Origin of the sequence: Moorella sp. E306M, assembly GCF_006538385.1 — a bacterium.
Taxonomy (GTDB): Bacteria; Bacillota; DSM-521; order Neomoorellales; family Neomoorellaceae; genus Neomoorella.
On the sequence record NZ_BJKO01000001.1, the window covers coordinates 2,636,342 to 2,652,941 of the forward strand.

Consider the following 16,600-nt stretch of genomic DNA (forward strand, 5'->3'; position numbering starts at 1 on the left):
CAGGGCCTCATGAGCTTAACCGAACGCTATCTCAGTCTTCGTCAAGCTTGGTGAACCGCCGGATGCGGACCCGCATGTCCGGTGGTGTGAGGGGACGGGGGCTAGCCGCCCCCTCCTACTCGATGTGGATGTTCAGGTAAAGAAAAACTAAATACAAAAAGGAAAATAGCCATTAATGGCGAATATGGTATACCATAAATTAAGTGAGGAAAGGGGAGCCTGGCGATGGCTGAAATTTTTGATCATAAAGCCAGCGATTATGACGATTGGTACAACCGTCCCCTGGGGGCCCTGGTGGACCGCATAGAAAAAGAGCCTGTATATGCTTATTTAGAGCCTCAAGCTGGTGAACATATTCTGGATATCGGCTGTGGTACCGGCAATTTTTCCTTAGAACTGGCCCGGTTGGGGGTAAAGGTGACCGGCATAGACATTTCCGAGCCCATGCTGGCCACGGCGCGTCGCAAGGCCGCTACAGCAGGGCTGGAAATCGAATTTCTCCATGCCGACGCCATGAAGTTACCCTTTGCAGATAACACCTTTGATAAGATAGTTTCGGTTACGGCCCTGGAATTTGCGCCGGATTTAAAGGCCGCCCTGGCGGAGGGTTACCGCGTGCTAAAGCCAGGGGGAAGGATGGTCATCGGCCTCATCGGTGGCAACAGTCTCTGGAGCCGCCATTATGAGGCCCGGGCCGCCCGGGAGCCAGACAGCCTCTTCCGGTATGCAAAATTTTATACCCTGCCCGAACTCCTGGCTGCCATGCCCGGTAAAAACGTTAAGGGTAAAGCCGTTCTCTTCTTCGGTCCCGACTTTGATGGCACAAAAGTAGAAGAGGCCCTGGCCATCGAAGCTGCCGCCGCTAAAGAAGGCCGCACCGATGGCGGGTTTATTGTAGCGGTGAGTTATAAAGCCTAAAGATGCCGGGCAGTGATCATCAAAGTATTACCCCTTCTAGAATACTTCCACGGAGGGGGTATTTTTTTGCCTTTTCGGAGTTATTTAACCTTGACACCTTTCCCGATCTGGGTTGGGAACCTTCGGCTTCACCCGGGACCTGAATGAATTTACCCCACCTACAAGCTCACCGGTCTCTCCGGACCCAACGGCGACGGTAAGTCCACCTGCCTGAAGATCATTGCCGGCCTCAGCCGATTAAAAGCCGGCTGGAACGAGAGCGGCCATTTGTAAACCAAATCATCATTTTAAGTTGACAATTATCAAAAGGTCTTATATGATCAAGAGAAAATACAGGAGGGGTTTATATGGGACAATACTATTCCGACATAATAAGGATCGGTGACAGGATACTGGCAGGTGGGGATATTACATATGAAGAAGCCGTCCTGCTGGGTAAGGCCAGGGGCAGCGATATATTTTTGCTGTGCGGATTTGCCAGTGAGATAAGGGAGAAATTTGCCGGCAATAAGGTAGACCTGTGTTCCGTGATCAACGCTAAATCGGGCAATTGCCCTGAAGACTGCGCATTTTGCTCGCAGTCGGCCCATCATAACACCGATATAAGTCGTTACCCTTTAATGAGCGAAGACGAGATTGTAGAACAGGCCATTCAAAAGGAAAAGAACGGAGCTAAACACTGTGATATAGCTACCAGCGGTTTGGGGTATAACGGCGATGAAGAAGAGTTCGAGGCAATCATAAGAGCATTTACAAAAATGAAAGAGAAGACCAATCTTAAACTGTGCGCATGCCTTGGCACCCTTACAAGGAAGGCGGCAAAAAAGTTAGCGTCAGCAGGGGTGGAGCGCTATAACCACAACTTAGAAACGGCGAGGAGTTTTTTCCATAATATAGTTACAACCCATACGTATGACGAGAGGATTGAGACCATCAGATATGCTAAAGAAGCGGGAATGGAAGTCTGTTCCGGCATGATAATCGGCATGGGCGAGAGCATGGAACAGCGGATCGAGCATACGTTTTTGTTAAAAGAATTGGATGTGGACGCAGTACCTGTAAATGTATTAAATCCAATTAAAGGTACAAGGCTAGAAGGCGCAAAACCTTTATCAGCAATGGAAATAATTAAGACCTTCGCCATAATAAGGTTCATTTTACCGGACAAGAACATAAGATATGCAGGTGGTAGGGAGGTTAACCTGAGGAGCCTGCAGCCGTTGGGGTTTATCGCCGGGTTAAACGGGATGCTTATAGGAAACTACCTGACGACGCCGGGCCAAGGTGCTAATAAGGACTTACAAATGCTGGAGGATCTGCAATTAGAATACTGATACACCGAAATATAGGTAGGAGCTATAATCGAATGCCGCGGGTATGCCCAGGATAGGCGCTGTTTGCGGCTTTTCCTATGCAGGAAATGTCAACATCGATAATGAATAGCAGTTTACAATAGTGAATAAACCTGCCAGGCGAGGGATAGATTTGGTTGATTTTCTAGCTAAAGAACTGGAGCTGTTAAAGGCGATCCACCTTTATCGCCGGTTACCCGGGCCACTGGAGAAGCCCCCTCGACCAGGAACGATCATAAACGGACATGATGTACTGCTCTTTTCCTCCAACAATTACCTGGGCCTGGCCCAACATCCCCGTGTCAAGGCTACGGCCGTAGAAGCGGTGGAAAGGTGGGGGACGGGAAGCGGAGGTTCCCGCCTGACCTCTGGTAATTTTGTTTTGCACCGCCAGTTGGAGGAGCGCATTGCCAGGTTCAAGGGTACGGAAGATGCCATTGTCTTTAGTTCCGGTTTCCTGGCCAACCTGGGGGTTATTTCGGCCCTGGTGGGTCGGGGGGACCTGGTGCTCAGCGACGAGTTAAACCATGCCAGCATAATCGACGGTTGCCGCTTGAGCCGGGCCACGATTAAAGTTTTCCACCATAGGGACACAGCCCATTTAAGGGATATTCTCTTGGCCGAACGCAAATCACACCGCCGGTGCCTTATCGTTACCGACGGAGTTTTTAGTATGGACGGAGATATAGCTCCCCTGCCCCAATTGCTGCAGTTGGCCGAAGAGTTCCAGGCCCTGCTCATGGTAGATGACGCCCATGCCACCGGGGTTTTGGGCAAAAAGGGGGCAGGAACGGTGGAACATTTCGGCCTGGAAGGCCGGGGCATCATCCAAATGGGCACTTTAAGCAAAGCCCTCGGCAGTGAGGGCGGCTATGTAGCCGGTAATGCCATTTTAGTTGATTACCTGCGTAACCGCGCCCGTAGCTTTATCTTTTCCACCGCCCCTTCCCCGCCAGTAGTTGCTGCGGCCATGGCGGCCCTGGAAGTCCTGGAAGAAGAACCCCACCTTCTCGACCAGCTTCACGCCAACGTCCAGCGGCTTTACAGAGGCTTGAAAGAAATGGGCTTCAGGGTTTTGCCCACGGCATCAGCCATTATTCCCCTGATGGTAGGGGATGCCCACCACGCTATGGTCCTTGCGGCAGCCCTGGCGGAAAAGGGCGTGTTTGTGCCGGCCATTCGTCCGCCTACGGTGCCGGAAGGCACCAGCCGTTTAAGGATTACCGTCATGGCCACCCATAAACCGGAAGAACTGCAAAGGGCACTAGAAGCATTTCTGTCGGCGGGAAAAATGTTGGGACTCATTTAAAAATGCATGGGGATGATGGGAAAATCACAGCTAAAACTAAGACGCAAATTGAGGGAGGGATTGCTTCTGCAGGAAGAGGTATATAGCGTCCGGATGAGGGCTGCCCAGGGGGCTCCCCACGATAAGGAGGGCCGGCACATATCGGGGGCGGAAAGGATAGTCTCCTCGCAGCAGGTGGCTGCTGCCGTCCGGCAAATGCTTTGCCGGGCCAGAAACCATGCCCTCGGCAAACCTGATTTTATCAATATCAGCATCGAGCGTTTGCAGGCTTCTAAAATAAAGGGGATTACCGCCCTGCCGCTGGTCACGGTAAAAGCTGGCAATAATGAGCAGGCGCTCTCCTGCGCCCGCCAGCTTCTTTTGGCCAGCGGGGTATGGGAGCAGGCTGTGGACGAAGCCATAAGTCTCCTCGCCCGGGGTCCTGCGCCTGGCGGTGGCAACATGCGAGGGGCGGTGATCATGGATGCCCACAGCTGCAGGCGGCTGGAGCCCGACTCGTGGCGGGGAGTGCGCGTCTCCCGCATGGATTATACTCTCCGGGCGGCTAAAGAGTTATCGCGCCTCTTGGAACAGTTGGGTTTAAACCATTTCCGGATTAAGGAAGCCCTGGCCCTGGCCTCCAAGGTGATCTGGGCCGGAACCCTGGCCGAAATATGTTGTTCGGACGACCCCCATTATACCACTGGTTATGTTTCCTCCCGGTCCCTGGGCTATGTACGCATACCTTATTTGAAGCACCCTTCCTTTAAAGGAGGTCGGGTGTTCTTTGTCCGTATCCAGGATATAAATTTTGCAGAGTACCTCACCAGGCTGCAGGAGGAACCCGTTTTGATAACGCACATCAGCACTATAAATGGAGTAACAGACCTTACCTCAATACTGGAGGAGAATAGCCAATGGAGTATGCCAGAAAAGGTTACTTTATAACCGGAACGGATACCGGCGTGGGAAAAACGATAGTAACCGCCGGTCTGGCGGGCGTTCTCCGCCGGCATGGTATTGAGGCCGTGGCCATCAAACCGGTGCAAACCGGGGCGCTTGCTAGAAATGGGGAACTAGTTCCTGAAGATGCTTATTTTTACCGGGTGGCAGCCGGCCTTTCCCAGCCCCTTTACCAGTTAAACCTTTATCGCTTTACTCCGGCGTTATCACCTCACCTGGCGGCCAAGCTTTGCGGGGAAAAGATAGAGCCCCCAAAAGTAATAGATTTTTGCCGGCGGGCCCTTCTGCGCCACCAGTTGACTCTCATTGAGGGGGCCGGGGGTCTGTGTGTGCCCCTCTCTGGCCCTGACTTTACCATGGCCGACCTGGCCCGCGAACTTTCCTTGCCCCTAATTGTGGTGGCTAGAATAGGTTTAGGTACCATCAATCACACGGTGCTCACGTTGGCTTACGCCAAAAGCCTCGGACTAGAAATAGCAGGGATAGTTTTTAATGGCTTAAAGCAGCAAGAATTAGGTCCCGCTGAAAGGGACAATCCCGAAGTTGTAGCCCGGATGACCGGCGTGCCGGTGCTGGGTATTTTGCCCCACCTCACTGGGATAAGCGTGGAAGGCGGGGTTGCGGAGGGACTTTTGGCAGCTGTGGAGGAGTCCCTTTCCTGGCGTCAACTGGTTCCCTGGCTTAAACCTTAAACATAAAAGATTTGGAGGTGCTCCTGTTGAGCAGCTACGATCCCTCACTCCTCGAACAATGGGATAAGCAGTATGTCTGGCATCCTTTTACCCCAATGCAGCAATACCTTGGGGAAAAGCCCCTGATCATCATGCGGGGGGAAGGTAGCTACCTGATCGATGTTGAGGGAAACCGCTATTTGGACGGTATATCCTCCCTTTGGGTTACCGTCCACGGCCACTGCCACCCGGAGTTAAACCAGGCCATCAAGGAGCAACTGGATCGTATTGCCCATTCCACCCTTCTGGGACTTGCCAATGTACCTTCCATATTGCTGGCCAGGAAATTGGTGGAAATTACTCCACCGGGGTTAAACAAAGTCTTTTACTCTGACAGCGGGGCCACAGCAGTGGAAATTGCCCTCAAAATGGCCTTTCAATACTGGCAACAAAAAGAGGGTGGGCGCTATCATAAAAAAACCAGGTTCATCTCGCTAGTTAACGCCTACCACGGCGACACTGTCGGCTCAGTAAGTGTAGGGGGCATACCTCTTTTCCACAGTATTTTCAAGCCCTTACTTTTTGAATGCTTGCACGCCCCGGCACCATATTGTTACCGATGCCCGCTGGGCCTGGAAGAAGAAAGCTGTAAAATGGCCTGCCTCAACCAGCTAGAGGGGTTGCTGGAAAAGCACTGTGAGGAGGTTGCTGCCCTCATCATCGAGCCCCTTGTCCAGGGGGCGGCGGGCATGATCACCGCTCCAAACGGTTTCCTTCGCCGGGTACGGGACTTATGTTCAAAATACAACGTCCTGCTTATTGCCGACGAGGTAGCAGTGGGGTTTGGCCGCACGGGCCGTCTCTTCGCCTGCGAACACGAAGACGTCACCCCCGACTTAATGTGTCTGGCCAAGGGAATAACTGGGGGATACCTTCCTCTGGCCGCCACCCTGGCCAGCGACGAGATCTACGAGGCCTTTTTGGGGGCGCCGGAGGAATGCAAGACCTTTTACCACGGGCACACCTACACAGGCAATCCCCTAGCCTGTGCAGCGGCCCTGGCCAGTATTGAACTCTTTGAAAAAACAGGCCTGCTGGCCTCGCTGCAGTCCAAAATAGAGCTATTGCGCCGGGGCCTGCAGAACTTTTTGGATTTACCCCACGTGGGAGATATCCGCCAGCGCGGGATGATGGTAGGCATTGAACTGGTGGTGGATAAAGAGACCAGGGAGCCTTATGCTATGAAGGAGCAGATAGGTCACCGGGTTATTATGGAGGCCCGGCGAAGAGGGCTCGTTATACGCCCACTGGATAATGTAATTGTCCTCATGCCCGTGCTGTCGATGTCTGACGCGGAGCTTAACCGGGTTTTAGAAATCACCTATGAATCTATCGCCACAGTAACGGGCAGGTAAATAGAGGGGTTAGGCCCTTCACGATCTGAGCCTACGGCCGTTTTGCTTTTCCCGCCTTCGGATAAAAAGCTCCCAGCCGGTAATTTAAGTCGCTGCCTATATTCCGCACCCTTGAATAGCTTTGCAGCTTAAGGCGGGCAGGTTAAAGTTTTCTCAGCCCATCCAACGTGAGATGGAGGGATAGCTCCCCCGAAGGTATCTTGACACTGCAACCAGGTAATGGTATTAATTCATTAGCAAAACCGCAAATCGTCCCACGGCTTATCGCGAGAGGTGGAGGGAGGGCCACAAAGAAACCCGGCAACCTCGGCATTTAACCGGAAGGTGCCAGGTGCCTCAGGAAACCTCCTGGAAGATAAATTGACCCTTGTCCAACCTCTTCTTAAATCCGGGAAGGGGTTTTTATTTTACCCCGGAGTGGAAGATCTCCTGAACTGTATTTATAATTGGTGGGGGAGAACTTTTGCCCGGGACGAAGCGGTCCCCAGGGAAGGGAGTATATATGGGGGAAGCAAAATTTGAGCTAAGTGAGGTAACCCTGAAGCGTCCCGGCCGTAATACCGCCGGGGACGTAACGACCGCCATTATCCTGAACAGAATAACTACATCCTTTCTTAAAGGGAAAATCACCGCCGTTCTCGGGCCCTCCGGTTCCGGTAAATCCAGCCTGCTCAAGCTTCTAAACCGGTTGGAGGATCCGGCTGCCGGCCGTATTACCCTTGATGGCCAGGACTTAAAGAGCCTCAATATATTTACCCTGCGCCGGCGGGTGGGAATGGTCTGGCAGCTACCCACCCTCTTTCCCGGCACGGTGCTGGAGAACATCAGCTACGGTCCTCGCCTGCGGGGCATCTCGCTGTCCCGGACCAGGAGCGAGGAATTAATCCAGATGGTAGGCCTGGGAACAGAATTCCTGAACCGCCGGGCCGACAGCCTTTCCATCGGCCAGCAGCAGCGGGTTTCCCTGGCCCGGACCCTGGCCAACGAACCGGAGGTTTTGCTCCTTGATGAGCCGACGTCGGCCCTCGACCCCACAGCGGCGGCCAACATCTTGCACCTGATGGTCGACCTGAAAACTCGCCTGGGACTGACCATCATCTTCGTTACCCACCTCCTGGACCAGGCTCGCCAGGTTGCCGATGAAGTCCTTTTTTTGCATCACGGCGAAGTAGTCGAGGCAGCTCCGGCCCAGCAGTTTTTTACTGCCCCGCAAAACCCCCGCAGCAGGCTTTTCCTGTCCGGGCAGTTGGAGGGATAAGGATGCAGTATATCAATATCGGCTACGGCGATCTCCTCCTAGCCCTGATCCTCGTAGGAATTACCCTGGCCGTTTCCTTGTGGCAGCGCCTGGACCTCCACGGGGATCTATTTATCGGTACCCTCAGGACTTTTGTCCAGCTCACGGCCGTCGGTTACCTTTTGCAGGTGATCTTTAACCTTAACCGCTGGTATCTGGTGATACTGGCCTTAGGTATCATGTTACTGGTGGCTGCCGCCAACGCCTACCGCCGGCAACAGGAGCGCTGGCCCGGCTTATTTTTCATTATGCTCCTGGCCATAGCTCTGGGCGGGATTATAACCCTGGCCATTGTCATCGGTATTGTTTTAAAGGTAAAACCATGGTATCAGCCCCAGTATATTATCCCTATCGCCGGGATGATTGTGGGCAACGCTATGATCGGTGCCGCCCTGGCCATCAACCGTTTAACAAGGGAGATCAATGCCCACCGGGAGGAGATCGAGGCGGCCCTATCCCTGGGGGCGACTGCCTACCTGGCAGTCCTGCCTTACCTGCGTTCGGCCCTGCGAGCGGCCATGTTACCGACCATCAGCACTATGATGACGGTGGGTATTGTCCAGTTGCCAGGAATGATGAGCGGTCAGATCATTGCCGGTGCCAGCCCGGCGGCAGCTGTCAGGTACCAGGTCGTCGTCACTTATATGGTTGCCGCCGCTACGGCCCTGACTACCATTACCGCCACCCTGCTGGCCTACCGCTATTACTTTACGCCCAACCACCAGCTGAAACCGCCGTCCCAGCGCTGACGATTTCCAGTTTGATACCTCATTCGTCAGCAGGGGAGAGGGTACCATCGCCGTCCTTGATATGGACTGCTACCTCACATTTCCCATTTCGGGGAGGTGAGACATGGGGTACAAATTAACGCCTGCGGGGTTGGCGGCCTTGCTGGACGAACTGGTTACCACCCGCATGCACTGACCCTTTGCACCTCCTCGGGTTGGAGTTCTACCGACAACTTCTCTTGCAAGGATCGGAAAAAGTGTGGTCAGCAGTTCCTTGAACAGGCGGTCGTGATCAACGGGCATTGGCGGTTTCTCCTGTTTTTCTTTTCATGATTTTACTTAAGGAGTTCCGGCCGGGCAAGGATTATTTTTACGATTTGTGATATACATCATTTTTATATGGGTACCTTCTGGATTACAATGGGAACAGAACAAAATCAGCTCAAACAGCACCATATTTTCGGGGGAGTGAGACATGGGGTACAAATTAACGCCGGCGGGGTTAGCGGCCCTGCTGGACGAACTGGTTACCAGCAGACGGGTTTTCGGGCCGGTACGTTACGCCGGTAAAGGCCGCCTGGCCGGTACGGATCTAATTACTTATGGCCCGGTAAAGGGCCTGGCCGATGTGGTCTGGGATGCCAGGACAACTTTCTCGCCCAAGGAAGTATTCTTTCCGGTTAAAGAGAGCCTCTTTTATTTCTCCCATGGGGAAATAACCGAGTCCGCCCTGAAAGCCTCAGAAATATTGGAAACTGTGGTTTTTCTCCGCGCCTGCGACCTCAACGCCGTTACCCGTCTGGATAAAATCTTCCTGGAAAACGGGCCCGCAGCGGACAATTATTATGCCCGGCGGCGCCAGCATACCCATTTTGTACTGATGGAATGCCAGGAGAGCTTCCCCGGTTGTTTCTGTGTCTCTATGGGCACGAACAGGGCTACCGGCCACCAGGCGGCCCTGCGCCCGGAAGGCGATTATTACCTACTCCAGGCCCTAGCCGAGCCGTGGCTTTCCCTGGGGGAGCGCTACGGCCAGCCGGCTGATGTAGAACCGGTTTGGGTGCAGAAGAATTCCCTGACCGTTAAAGTGCCGGACCGGGTAGATACCAGCCTTTTTCAACACGAACTTTGGCGGGAATATAGCTCCCGCTGTATCGCCTGCGGCCGTTGCACCCTCTCCTGCCCAACCTGTAGCTGCTTTTCCGTCCAGGATATATTTTATCGGGATAACCCGGAACGGGGGGAACGCCGGCGGGTCTGGGCGAGTTGTCAGATCGACGGCTTTACCGATATGGCTGGCGGCCACAAAGTACGTGAGGACCGGGGCGAACGCATGCGCTTCAAAGTCTTGCATAAAATCGATGACTTTCGCCGCCGGTTTGGGATCAATATGTGCGTCGGCTGCGGCCGCTGTGAAGAAGTCTGCCCGGAATACATCTCTTTCGCTCGCTGTGTCAATACTTTAAGCCAGTTAATGAACGGAGGTGCCGGGGCGTGATTGCCAACCAGATTGCCAATCCTTATCTTCCCGCACCTGCGCAGGTGTTAGCCATCCAGCCCCAGACCGGCGTGGACTATACCATCCGGCTGGCCACGGATATAGAACCGGCCTGGGGGCAGTTCGTGGAGATTTCCTTGCCGGGGGTTGGGGAGGCACCTATATCCGTCAGCGACGCCGGTCCGGGCTATATCGAGCTAACTATCCGCCGGGTGGGCAAGGTAACCACTGCTTTACACCAACTAAAACCGGGAGATACCGTCTACCTCCGCGGGCCCTATGGCAGCGGCTTCCCTAGGGATGAATTTGCCGGGCACCAGTTGGTGGTTGCCGTCGGTGGTACCGGGGTAGCCCCGGTGAAGGGCTTAATCAACTACTATGCGGGCCACCCGGGAGAGCTGGCTGGCCTTAACCTTCTCCTGGGCTTCAAAACGCCGGCCGATATCCTGTTCCGCACGGATATTGAACGCTGGCAAGGCCTTTTTCCCACCATCCTCACGGTTGATCAGGGCCAGGCCGGCTGGTCGGGTAAGGTGGGCCTGGTAACGGAATTCGTTAAGGAAATCCCCCTGAAAAATGATGCCAGGATTATTGTCGTTGGGCCGCCTCTGATGATTAAATTTACCGTGGCCGAATTTATTAAATGCCAGATCAAACCGGAGCAAATCTGGGTCTCCCTGGAGCGGCGGATGCACTGCGGCCTGGGCAAGTGCGGTCACTGCAAGATCAACGACGTATACGTTTGCCTGGAAGGGCCGGTGTTTAACTATAGCCGGGCCCGGGACCTGGTCGACTGAAGGAGGAGGGAGCCATGTATAATACGAACGAATTGATCAAGAACGCCTACCGCATTACCAGCCGCAGGGGTTATACGGCCCTGCGTCTCCGGGTGCCCGGCGGGCACCTGGCGGCCGAATATTTAGGCTTAATCCAGGATATAGCCCGGCGCTACGGCAACGGTACCGTTCATCTGACTACCCGCCAGGGTTTTGAAATCCCCGGCATACCCCTTGACAAAGTACCGGAGGTAAACCAACTGCTGACACCTATGTTGCAACAAGAGGCCGCCCTGGGAGTGGCCATCAAGAATATCCATGCCGGTTACCCGGCGGCGGGCACCCGGAACGTCACGGCCTGCATTGGCAGCAGAGTCTGCCCCTTTGCCAACTTTGACACCACGGCCCTGGCGCAAAAAATCGAAGGTCTCATCTATCCCAACCACTACCACGTCAAGATTGCCATTACCGGTTGCCCCAACGACTGCATCAAGGCCCACCTCCAGGACATCGGCATCATCGGCCAGGTGGAGCCGGAGTATGATCCCGGCCGCTGTATCGCCTGCCAGGCTTGTGTCAAGAACTGCCGCCAGTTTATCGTCGGCGCCCTGGAGCTGGTCAATTACCAGGTGGAACGCGACGGCAAACGCTGCCTGGGCTGCGGCGAGTGTATCCTGCAATGTCCCATGGCGGCCTGGACCAGGGGGCGCCAGTACTACCGGATCGTGGCCCTGGGTCGCACCGGGAAAAAGAGCCCGCGCCTAGCGGCCAACTTCCTGGAATGGATTGATGAAAAGGCCGTCCTGCAGGTAATCGCCAACCTGTACCGTTACATTGAGCGGCACATTGATCGCTCCCTGCCCAAGGAGCACGTTGGCTATATCGTCGACCGCACGGGCTACCAGGTCTTTAGGGATGAACTCCTGGATGGTGTTGATCTGGGTCCGAAAGGCCGGGTGGCCCGGGAATTGCCCTTTTACGGCTACAGCTACGACCGCGACTTGCTGTGGAGCAAATAGTTGGGGTGCCAGTTGTACCATGATATGACTTCAAGACCTACTGGCAACCGTAGAGAGGTGAGGTAATTATTAAATAACGGCATACAGAGCGGCGACGACGGTGGGCAGGTCGTCAGTTTCGTGGAAAATTGCAGGGCGAGGCCCTGGCGGCTCCTGAACTACCCCTGACACCCCCGGCTTCGGATGGAAAACCATCCGGGGCTCCGCAGGTACAGGGGTGATATCCCTGCCGATACCACGTTTTAAAAAGGCGCTGCGGCACCTATCAACAGGATTTGCTATGCTTGATTATCTCTTTTAGCAGCTGCCGATAGGCAGCCGGGTGGCGGCAAGCATGATCAAAAGCGCTCTTAGCCTGGGGCCAGTACCTGGAAATGAGTTCTCTTATACCAGATACGGCTGCAGGGTAAAAATTTAACGGGTCAAAGTCTATTTCCTGCGCGCCGGCCCTGGTGGCCGCTTTTGTTATGGCGGCCAGGTCTTCAGGAGCATCCGTCAGGCCGGGTATCACCGGGGCGACAAAAACCCAGGTCCTGATGCCGGCCCTGGCCAGCTTTTCCAGGGCCGCCAGGCGCCGGGAGGGAAGCGGCGCGCCGGGCTCCAACAGCCGGGCCAGTTTGTCATCCAGGGTAGTAATAGTAAAGCCGACCTCGGCGGGCATTGCTTTTAAAAGCTCTGCATCTCTGAGGACCAGGTCGGACTTGGTAAGGATAGATACTTCCAATCCACTCGCGGTTAATAATTCCAAACACCTTTGCGTCAGGCCATATTTTCTTTCGATAGCCTGGTAGGCATCGGTAACGCTGGCCAGCATAACCTTTCCCTTTTTAGGCCGCCGTAACTGGGCGGCCAGTACTTCGATAAAATTCGTCTTGACCTGGACGAAGGAACCCCATTTTTCCTGATGGCCACTGAAGCGTGCCATGCAACTGGCGTAACAATAGATGCACCTATGGCTGCACCCGGTGTAAGGGTTCAAACAGTAATCAATGCCTGGAATGCGGGAACGGTTGAGGGCGCTGCGACAGGCGGTCTCATATATTTTAAACACGACGGTCTGCCTTTCTCCATTCCGAGTGGGCATCTTAGAATTGTTTGCATCGTTTTCAAGGCCTCATTATACCAGATACTAGGCCTGACCCCAAGTCCTTGCTATTCAGACCCAGGATAAAACCTACCGCTGCCACCACGCCCCTTTATCCCTTGCCTGTTTGCTAACCCCCGTAGTAAAATAAAGAAAAAGCTACCAGGAATAAAATCAACTACCAGATGAGGAGGTGCAGGAGATGAGCCTTACCCTGGCGGAACTGGCGGCAGGCCGGAAACGGTATACCTATGAGGATTATTGCCGCTTACCGGAAGGGTCACCCTATCAGTTAATCGGGGGGGAACTGGTAATGACGCCTTCACCGACACCCTATCACCAGATGGTATCCATAAAACTGGAATTACAAATGGCAGGATTTGTCCTGGATAAAGGACTGGGTATTGTTCTAGATGCCCCGGTTGATGTCTACCTGGATGAAGAAGAAACCTACCAACCGGACATTATTTTCATTGCCAACTCGAGGCTGGACATTATAGAAGAGAAGCGCATTAAAGGCGCCCCGGATCTGGTGGTGGAGATTCTTTCCCCCGGTACCGGCTATTACGACCTGCGCAGTAAATATAAGGTTTATGAAAAGAGTGGTGTCAGGGAATACTGGATTGTCGATCCCCAGCAAAAATCGGTGCAAGTCTTTTGTTTGCGGGACGGGAAGTTCGTCCTGGACCAGGAAGCGGAGCAGCAGGGGACGGTAAGGTCGCGGGTGATAGCCGGGTTGGAAGTGCAAGTAGAAAGTATCTTTTAGGTTTCTAGTTATCCGTTCCCCCCTTGACAGGGCTATTTTTTTAGCTATAATGTATATATATAATATACACGGTGCTATACAGATAACAGGGTTAGAATAAAGCGGGCGGGTAAAAAAGATGCTATTTTCCATTTCACCACGGAACCCGGTTCCCCTCTATCAGCAAATAGTGGAACAGATACGAGCCAAAATTTTGGCCGGTGAACTCCCCCCTGGCAGCCAGCTGCCCTCCATCCGCGAGCTGGCTAAAGAGCTGACCACCAGCATGATCACCACCAAACGCGCCTACCTGGAGCTGGAAAAGGAAGGCCTGCTTATTACCCGCCCGGGCCTGGGGACCTTTGTAGCCGGGGTCCGGCCGGAGATGGTAGCCTCCCTGAAGCAGGCCCGGGTAAAGGAACACCTCCAGGCCGCCATCCAGGAAGCCAGGCGGGTAGGTATGCAGGATCAAGAGCTCCGGGCACTCTTGGAGGAACTTCTTGAATGGGGAGGGGAACCACCAGGGTAAAGGCAGCAGAGTCAAATGCTCCTATTACCACGTACCACCCTGCGGCCCTCCGGCAGTTCCGGTGGGAGGACAGGGTGAGTGGCAAAAATGACTATTCGATTAAGGGAAGGTGCCTGATTTGAGTGCAACGCAACCGCTTATCCGCCTGTCGGGAGTAAGCAAGGGGTATCCCGGTTTCCAGCTCCAGGACATTAACCTGGAATTACCACCGGGATGTATCCTGGGCTTCGCCGGTCCCAACGGCGCCGGGAAGACTACCACCATCCGTATTATCACCAACCTGATCCGGCCGGACGGCGGCAGGGTAGAGGTGCTGGGGCGGACCTGGGACCGGGACGAGGTAGCCATCAAGTCCCGCCTGGGTTATGTCCCGGAGGATAACCAGCTGTACGAAGAAGCCACCGGTTACTGGCTGGGCAATTTCCTGGGCCGCTATTATCCCACCTGGGACGACGCCTTTTTCCGCATCCTGCTGGAAAAATTCCATGTTCCCGGCAATAAAACAGTCAAGCAGCTCTCCAAGGGCAACCGTACCAAGCTGGCGGTAGCCCTGGCCCTGGCCCACCGGCCCGAGGTTTTAATCCTGGATGAACCCACCTCCGGGGTGGATCCGGTGGTACGTCATACCCTGGTGCAAGAACTGCTGGAAGTAATTCAGGACGAGACCCGTGGGGTGTTCTTTTCCTCCCATATTATCGAGGATATCGAGAAGGTGGCCGACCGGGTGACCTATATCGCAGGTGGCCGGATAGCCCTAGCCGGCGACAAGGAAACCATCTTGGAGCAGTGGCAGGAGCTTACTTTCCGGTTAAAAGACGCCGACCTGCTCCGGCAGGTGCAGCGCCTGGTGCCCTACGTTAAAGAAAGCGGCCTGGAGGTAGCGGCCGTTACCGGCGCTTACAACCCGCGCTTGCTGCAGGAACTGCGGCTTTTAGCGGTAGGCGAGGTTACCCGCCGGCCTTTGGGCCTGGAAGAGATTATGCTTATCCTGGCTGGTAACGAGCGGCCGAAGGCAGAGGAGGCTTAGATGATAATTATGTGGGGATTAGTAACGAAGGATTATTATCTCTTACGGCGGCAGGCCTGGTGGGTTTTAGTTCTGCTATTTTTTAGCTACTTTTTCGGCTTCCGTGGCGGAGCGGCGGCGGTCCTGACCATTAGCAGCGGGATCACCGCCTATCTCCTGGTCCTCAGTTCCCTGTCAATCGAGGATAAAAACAATAGTCTCAGCTTCTTACGGCTCTTACCCATGCCGGCCAGGGCGATAGTGGATGCCAAATTTATGCAACTGGTGCTGGGGGGTCTCCTGGGTGAAGTCTGTGGATTAGTTATAGTAGCCTTTATTAGTGTCACTGGCTTAAAAACAATTACCGGTCCGGAGGTCATTTGGGGCATTATCTCTTCCCTGGCTATTATTACTATTGTTTACAGTCCAACCCTGTGGCTATTCTTCCGTTTCGGTATGCAGGCTGCCAGGATCGCCTCCTTTATCACCTGGTTTGCCTTTTGGTTTGGCATCGTCACCCTCTGGCAAAGGTTTACCATCGTCACCCTCTGGCAAAAGCTCTACATGGGTTCTATGGGGCCGTTTCCTTTATCCCTGGTAGCAGCGGGGGTACTCCTGGCCTTGCTGACCGTGGCCTGCTTTATCTTTTTCCTGGTCCTGGCCCGGCGGGCCTTTGTCCGCCGGGAGATGTGTTAGCCGGACAGGTGGTGGCCATCACCGGCCGCGCCTTCTGGGGCACGACCTACACGGGAAAAGTAGCCCGGGTGGCCCCGGCGGCGGTGACCCGGCAGTCTCAGCAGAGTTCGGAGACGATGGTGGAGGTCGTTATCGCCCTGGCCGGGCCGGCGCCCCTGCTCAAACCCGGTCATAGTGTCGACCTAAAAGTTACTACCGCCAGCAAACCCCGGGCCCTGACCATCCCCTTCGAAGCCGTCCAGGAAGAAAAGGGCCAGCGTTATGTTTACCGCATTGTTGACGGCTGGGGGTTGTCATATATCTCCTGTTTGCCGGCATTTCCCTCTGGATAGCCGCCGTGGACGACCCCCGCCGGATTATAAGTGCGCCGGAGAAGGAAAGAAAAAAGATCCAGCCGGCAACGGCCGAGGCAGTGCGTATGGTAACGTTGTGTAGCCTGCTGATCCTGAAGATCTTTATTCTAAGCCTGAGCGCCTACATGACCTACAAGAATATCCAGGTGGCCCTGGGACTGGCCACCGGTATTGGCTAGGTGGGATTAGTTTTTGGTATTATGGCTGCAGCTATAGCTTTTTACCTGGGTATCCGGTGCCTGCTCCTGATAGGCAGCAAATA

The 16,600-nt window shown here is 54.4% G+C and carries 19 protein-coding genes and 1 riboswitch; of the genes, 18 read left to right on the forward strand and 1 reads right to left on the reverse strand.

Annotated elements, in window-relative coordinates; translation table 11 throughout:
• Positions 1-225: 225 nt before the first annotated feature.
• From FLZ89_RS13585 to asrC, 12 genes are all read left to right on the forward strand, one after another.
• A complete protein-coding gene (locus FLZ89_RS13585) occupies positions 226-918 on the forward strand; it encodes a class I SAM-dependent methyltransferase (protein WP_141305170.1) in 693 nt (230 codons plus the stop codon).
• 147 nt (positions 919-1,065) lie between these two features.
• A complete protein-coding gene (locus FLZ89_RS16605) occupies positions 1,066-1,191 on the forward strand; it encodes an ATP-binding cassette domain-containing protein (RefSeq protein WP_172613734.1) in 126 nt (41 codons plus the stop codon).
• A 74-nt stretch (positions 1,192-1,265) separates the two neighbouring features.
• Positions 1,266-2,252: a biotin synthase BioB gene (gene bioB, locus FLZ89_RS13595; protein ID WP_141305171.1), complete on the forward strand. Its 987-nt coding sequence runs from the start codon at positions 1,266-1,268 to the stop codon at positions 2,250-2,252.
• Positions 2,253-2,373: 121 nt separating this feature from the next.
• Positions 2,374-3,579 (forward strand): 8-amino-7-oxononanoate synthase, encoded by a 1,206-nt coding sequence (gene bioF / locus FLZ89_RS13600; RefSeq protein ID WP_253256495.1) that lies wholly within the window; start codon positions 2,374-2,376, stop codon positions 3,577-3,579.
• Between the two features lie 60 nt (positions 3,580-3,639).
• Positions 3,640-4,506: a 6-carboxyhexanoate--CoA ligase gene (locus FLZ89_RS13605; RefSeq protein ID WP_172613626.1), complete on the forward strand. Its 867-nt coding sequence runs from the start codon at positions 3,640-3,642 to the stop codon at positions 4,504-4,506.
• Entirely contained in the window at positions 4,476-5,213 is a 738-nt protein-coding gene (gene bioD, locus FLZ89_RS13610; protein WP_141264642.1) for a dethiobiotin synthase, read from the forward strand. The genes FLZ89_RS13605 and bioD overlap by 31 nt, the downstream gene beginning before the upstream one ends.
• A gap of 26 nt (positions 5,214-5,239) precedes the next feature.
• The gene (gene bioA / locus FLZ89_RS13615; RefSeq protein WP_141305172.1) at positions 5,240-6,607 is read left to right on the forward strand and encodes an adenosylmethionine--8-amino-7-oxononanoate transaminase; all 1,368 of its coding nucleotides are present in this window, start codon (positions 5,240-5,242) and stop codon (positions 6,605-6,607) included.
• Positions 6,608-6,865: 258 nt separating this feature from the next.
• Positions 6,866-6,969: riboswitch (SAM riboswitch) on the forward strand.
• A 140-nt stretch (positions 6,970-7,109) separates the two neighbouring features.
• Positions 7,110-7,865 (forward strand): phosphate ABC transporter ATP-binding protein, encoded by a 756-nt coding sequence (locus tag FLZ89_RS13620; RefSeq protein ID WP_141305173.1) that lies wholly within the window; start codon positions 7,110-7,112, stop codon positions 7,863-7,865.
• A gap of 2 nt (positions 7,866-7,867) precedes the next feature.
• Positions 7,868-8,653 carry an ABC transporter permease gene (locus FLZ89_RS13625; protein WP_141264640.1) on the forward strand — a complete coding sequence of 262 codons (786 nt, stop codon included), beginning with the start codon at positions 7,868-7,870 and terminating at the stop codon, positions 8,651-8,653.
• Between the two features lie 454 nt (positions 8,654-9,107).
• Positions 9,108-10,130: an anaerobic sulfite reductase subunit AsrA gene (gene asrA / locus FLZ89_RS13630; protein WP_141305174.1), complete on the forward strand. Its 1,023-nt coding sequence runs from the start codon at positions 9,108-9,110 to the stop codon at positions 10,128-10,130.
• Positions 10,127-10,927 (forward strand): anaerobic sulfite reductase subunit AsrB, encoded by an 801-nt coding sequence (gene asrB / locus FLZ89_RS13635; protein ID WP_141305175.1) that lies wholly within the window; start codon positions 10,127-10,129, stop codon positions 10,925-10,927. Before asrA ends, asrB begins: the two co-directional genes overlap by 4 nt.
• Positions 10,928-10,941: 14 nt before the next feature.
• Positions 10,942-11,925 carry a sulfite reductase subunit C gene (gene asrC, locus FLZ89_RS13640; protein ID WP_141305176.1) on the forward strand — a complete coding sequence of 328 codons (984 nt, stop codon included), beginning with the start codon at positions 10,942-10,944 and terminating at the stop codon, positions 11,923-11,925.
• 265 nt (positions 11,926-12,190) lie between these two features.
• Here asrC and FLZ89_RS13645 read toward each other — a convergent pair whose 3' ends face one another.
• A complete protein-coding gene (locus FLZ89_RS13645; protein WP_256369517.1) occupies positions 12,191-13,009 on the reverse strand; it encodes an SPL family radical SAM protein in 819 nt (272 codons plus the stop codon).
• 202 nt (positions 13,010-13,211) lie between these two features.
• Between FLZ89_RS13645 and FLZ89_RS13650 the strand changes: the two genes are divergently transcribed.
• From FLZ89_RS13650 to FLZ89_RS13675, 6 genes are all read left to right on the forward strand, one after another.
• The gene (locus FLZ89_RS13650; RefSeq protein WP_141264636.1) at positions 13,212-13,775 is read left to right on the forward strand and encodes a Uma2 family endonuclease; all 564 of its coding nucleotides are present in this window, start codon (positions 13,212-13,214) and stop codon (positions 13,773-13,775) included.
• A 118-nt stretch (positions 13,776-13,893) separates the two neighbouring features.
• Entirely contained in the window at positions 13,894-14,283 is a 390-nt protein-coding gene (locus FLZ89_RS13655; RefSeq protein ID WP_011392679.1) for a GntR family transcriptional regulator, read from the forward strand.
• Between the two features lie 118 nt (positions 14,284-14,401).
• Positions 14,402-15,310: an ABC transporter ATP-binding protein gene (locus tag FLZ89_RS13660; protein WP_141264635.1), complete on the forward strand. Its 909-nt coding sequence runs from the start codon at positions 14,402-14,404 to the stop codon at positions 15,308-15,310.
• Positions 15,311-15,985 (forward strand): ABC-2 transporter permease, encoded by a 675-nt coding sequence (locus tag FLZ89_RS13665; protein ID WP_141305177.1) that lies wholly within the window; start codon positions 15,311-15,313, stop codon positions 15,983-15,985.
• Positions 15,979-16,317, forward strand: coding sequence for a hypothetical protein (locus FLZ89_RS13670; RefSeq protein ID WP_172613628.1), 339 nt, complete (start codon positions 15,979-15,981; stop codon positions 16,315-16,317). The genes FLZ89_RS13665 and FLZ89_RS13670 overlap by 7 nt, the downstream gene beginning before the upstream one ends.
• A gap of 5 nt (positions 16,318-16,322) precedes the next feature.
• Positions 16,323-16,517: a hypothetical protein gene (locus FLZ89_RS13675; protein ID WP_172613629.1), complete on the forward strand. Its 195-nt coding sequence runs from the start codon at positions 16,323-16,325 to the stop codon at positions 16,515-16,517.
• Positions 16,518-16,600: the final 83 nt, after the last annotated feature.

What these genes read in the sequence shown, in the direction of transcription:
- FLZ89_RS13645 (WP_256369517.1), bottom strand. Translation starts at nt 13,009, where the DNA reads ATGCCCACTCGGAATGGAGAAAGGCAGACCGTCGTGTTTAAAATATAT.
- FLZ89_RS13585 (WP_141305170.1), top strand. Translation starts at nt 226, where the DNA reads ATGGCTGAAATTTTTGATCATAAAGCCAGCGATTATGACGATTGGTAC.
- bioB (WP_141305171.1), top strand. Translation starts at nt 1,266, where the DNA reads ATGGGACAATACTATTCCGACATAATAAGGATCGGTGACAGGATACTG.
- asrC (WP_141305176.1), top strand. Translation starts at nt 10,942, where the DNA reads ATGTATAATACGAACGAATTGATCAAGAACGCCTACCGCATTACCAGC.
- FLZ89_RS13655 (WP_011392679.1), top strand. Translation starts at nt 13,894, where the DNA reads ATGCTATTTTCCATTTCACCACGGAACCCGGTTCCCCTCTATCAGCAA.
- FLZ89_RS13650 (WP_141264636.1), top strand. Translation starts at nt 13,212, where the DNA reads ATGAGCCTTACCCTGGCGGAACTGGCGGCAGGCCGGAAACGGTATACC.
- asrA (WP_141305174.1), top strand. Translation starts at nt 9,108, where the DNA reads ATGGGGTACAAATTAACGCCGGCGGGGTTAGCGGCCCTGCTGGACGAA.
- FLZ89_RS13665 (WP_141305177.1), top strand. Translation starts at nt 15,311, where the DNA reads ATGATAATTATGTGGGGATTAGTAACGAAGGATTATTATCTCTTACGG.
- bioD (WP_141264642.1), top strand. Translation starts at nt 4,476, where the DNA reads ATGGAGTATGCCAGAAAAGGTTACTTTATAACCGGAACGGATACCGGC.
- FLZ89_RS13625 (WP_141264640.1), top strand. Translation starts at nt 7,868, where the DNA reads ATGCAGTATATCAATATCGGCTACGGCGATCTCCTCCTAGCCCTGATC.
- FLZ89_RS13620 (WP_141305173.1), top strand. Translation starts at nt 7,110, where the DNA reads ATGGGGGAAGCAAAATTTGAGCTAAGTGAGGTAACCCTGAAGCGTCCC.